At 49.1% G+C, this 3381-nt stretch carries 4 protein-coding genes; all 4 read right to left on the bottom strand.

Going from position 1 to position 3381, the window contains the following annotated elements; genetic code table 11:
- On the bottom strand, nt 1-492 hold a 492-nt coding region (locus tag ACESLU_RS13210; protein WP_372639100.1), incomplete at its 3' end, for an MBL fold metallo-hydrolase.
- 82 nt (nt 493-574) lie between these two features.
- On the bottom strand, nt 575-1528 hold the full coding sequence (locus ACESLU_RS13205; RefSeq protein ID WP_372639101.1) for a PhoH family protein: 954 nt from the start codon (nt 1526-1528) through the stop codon (nt 575-577).
- A gap of 128 nt (nt 1529-1656) precedes the next feature.
- Nucleotides 1657-2343: a ribulose-phosphate 3-epimerase gene (gene rpe / locus ACESLU_RS13200; protein WP_372639099.1), complete on the bottom strand. Its 687-nt coding sequence runs from the start codon at nt 2341-2343 to the stop codon at nt 1657-1659.
- Nucleotides 2344-2353: 10 nt separating this feature from the next.
- Nucleotides 2354-3157 (bottom strand): PASTA domain-containing protein, encoded by an 804-nt coding sequence (locus tag ACESLU_RS13195; protein ID WP_372639098.1) that lies wholly within the window; start codon nt 3155-3157, stop codon nt 2354-2356.
- Between the last annotated feature and the right edge of the window lie 224 nt (nt 3158-3381).

Here is a 3381-nt window from a genome sequence, read left to right as displayed (position 1 = left end):
GGGCTTCCCCTCATCCTCCAGAAAGCGGATATTGGCTTTGGCATCCAGGAAATGAGCGAATTGGGCTTTCTCCTCGTCGTCATGCTCCTGCCCGCCGATCATCTCTTTCCATCCTTCCCCGGAAACCCAAATAGTGGCATCCGGAAAGGTAAGCTCCCAGTACCCGGCACTGCGTCCCGCCAACCCCCCGATATGGTCGTAATGCAGGTGGCTGGCAAAGATGTCAGTAATATCGTATTCCGTCAGATTATGCTCCCCGAGATTTTCTTTGATGGTTTCGGTGCTGGTATCCTCGCCGAAACCGCCCACCCCGGCATCGAAGAGTATATTCTGGTCCCCGGACCGAATTAAAAAGGGGTTGAGCGAGATCTTGAGCGCCCCTTTGGCCGGGGAATCTTCACGGTCGATACGGTTGAACTCCTTGTCGAGACCGACGCTGAAGGTGCCTTCATAAAGGGGATGGGCAATGGTTTTGGTCTGTGGATGTGCCATCTAACTATTACTATTGAAAAATTATAAACTTAAAAATGAAAACTACAAGAACGCACCAAATGTCCGAATTTTTCATTTTTAATTATTTTTTATTCTCATGCCGGTCATACGCTTCAATAATCTCGCGCACCAAACGGTGTCTTACGACGTCATTTTCATCGAGGTAGACAAAGGAGATGCCCTCAATATCTTTCAGAATGTGCTGAATGGATATAAGTCCGGAATGTTGCTTTTGAGGCAAGTCGGTCTGGGTGATATCTCCCGTAATGATGGCCCGGCTGTTAAAGCCGATGCGTGTCAGAAACATCTTCATCTGCATGTTGGTGGCATTCTGGGCTTCATCAAGGATGACGAATGCATTGTTTAGGGTACGTCCACGCATGTAGGCCAGGGGAGCGATTTCAATAATATTTTTTGCGAGGTGGAGTTCCAGCCGGTCGTACTCGATCATATCCTCCAGGGCGTCGTAAAGGGGACGCAGATAAGGGTCAATTTTTTCGCGAAGATCGCCCGGGAGAAAGCCCAGCGTCTCACCCGCTTCCACAGCGGGACGCGCCAGGATAATCTTTTTAACTTCGCGCGACTTTAACGCTTTGACAGCGAGCGCAACCGAAGTATAAGTCTTGCCGGTCCCGGCCGGACCGATGGTGAAGACAATATCATTGGTGGCCGACGCCTTGACAATCTGTTTTTGTCCCGGTGTCTTGGCGGTGATGGCGTTGCCGTCGTGAGTATTGAGAATAAAATCACCGCTGGTATTCGGGCGGCGAAGGGGGTTGGCTTGCCTGGAGCTCTGATCGTCCTGCTTAAGGGCGAGCACGGTATGCACATCCTGATCCGTAAGGTCGCCGTTTTGCTTCGCCATGGACTCGAGCTCGGCAAAGATCTCAAGAAGTTCCTCACGGTCTTTTTTTGGCCCCGAAATTTTGATGCCGTTGCCTCGCGCCGTAAGCCTGGTATCCGGATAAGAACTTTCCAGTTTTTTGAGATGTTCATCCCGGAATCCTAAAACAAGAACCGGTTCCACCTCTTTTATTTGGTATGTTTGGTCGCTAACAGTTGATTGTTCTGCGATAGTTAAATTCCTTTTTGATAGGGAGTATTAAATGTATGCAACAGGTAAAATAGGGAAATTGTATGAAAATATTGTAAAGGAACATTTCCTTAAATGACCATCCCTTTTCCAGCCTTTGCTTCTCTTAACAGCTCGTTAATTCTTTTTGGTATATCGGGAGCCTTGAATACCGCACTGCCGGCAACAAAAACATCGGCGCCGGAATTGCTTATTTTTTCAATATTATCGAGGTTTATCCCTCCATCAACTTCAATAAAAAAATCAGCCTGGTGTTCGTCGCGCATGGTACAGAGCCGCTGCAGGCGTTGATACGTTGTCCGGATGAACGACTGTCCCCCAAAGCCGGGATTTACGCTCATGAGGAGCACAAGGTCAACGTTGTTGATAATGGGTTCTATGGTTTGCAGTGAGGTCGCCGGATTGACGGCCACGCCCGCGGCAAGTCCGTGATGCCGGATGGACTGGATGGTACGGTGCAGATGGATGCAGGCTTCCTGGTGCACGGTAATCTGACCGGCCCCCGCCTCTGCAAACGTCTCTATAAAAGCGTCGGGATTTTCAATCATTAAATGGACATCGATAAAGGCATCCGTGCTTTTAGCCGCGGCCTGGACAACAGTGGGACCATAACTGATATTGGGAACAAAATGACCATCCATGATATCACAGTGGATCCACTGGGCGTCGGCCTTGTTACACTCTTCAATTTGTGATCCAAGTTGGCTGTAATCTGCCGCTAAAATAGAAGGAGCTATAACAGGTTGTTTATTTTCCATAAAAAGAGTATTAATTTTCTCCCGGGTCTGGAGCTGGCGTACCACCGGTGGTGTCAACGGTAGCACCGGTTTCGGATTCCTCCTGGTCGCCGAAGCGTTCGGAGACAATAAGTTTAAGGGTCTCTCCCTGAATAAGCTGATCATCTTGCGGAGAGTAATCGAGGATGATATTAGGTGCTGCTTCTTTGGTAGGTTCGTATTCAATTTCCTCGACGCGCAGCCCTACTTTTTGCAATTCCTGTTGAGCTTCTGAGAGCCGCAATCCCTTGATATCGGGGACGGTGACCAGCTTTTCTCCCAGTCCGTCACTCACGGAAAGGTCGATTGATTCTCCCTGGGGGACGACCGTCTGAGGAGGGATGGACTGTCGTAAAACAGCATCTTTAAATCGCGAAGATTCAAAACTGACCGTTCCAACCCTTAGCCCTGTATTGCTAAGTTGAATCCGGGCGTTTCTCAGCGACAGGTCCACAACGTCAGGGACGGTTACAGTAGGGTTGGCTTCCGTGTTGACCGTAAGGTATATTTTCCGGTTGGGCTTTACAATGTTAGCAGCATCAGGGGTTTGATCAATCACATAGTCGGCGGGGTATGCCTCATTGGAGCGCCGCTCTGCTACTTCAAACCGGAGTCCCCGATCGGTAAGTTTATCTTCAGCATCGGCGAGCGAAAGCTCGGATACCTTGGGAACCGTGACCCCTTCGTTATAATTGGTATAGGCGGGCATGATAAAGCTATCCATGAGGAACAGGAAAAGAATACCGGCAACTATGACGCTGCCCACACCCACGTATATTTTGTTATTTGTTCGCATAGTCTAATCTGCTCTATAGAGATTCTTTCACCCGTATTTCTAACACCAAATACCCGTGTTGCAAGGTTGTTTTCCGTGCCGCTGTATTGAAGCTTTCCGGTGGACCGGGATTCAGCCAAGCCGGGCTTTACAGAACAGTTTGCACGGGGTTTTGTTCACGACCGGCCTCCCTGTTAAAGGACCCGGCTTTGCTGTCGTAGTTTTTTGTACTCGTTGTAGAAAAC

It is taken from the genome of Fodinibius sp. (assembly GCF_041642155.1).
Lineage (GTDB): Bacteria > Bacteroidota > Rhodothermia > Balneolales > Balneolaceae > Fodinibius.
This window is presented reverse-complemented; position numbering and strand designations above follow the sequence as displayed.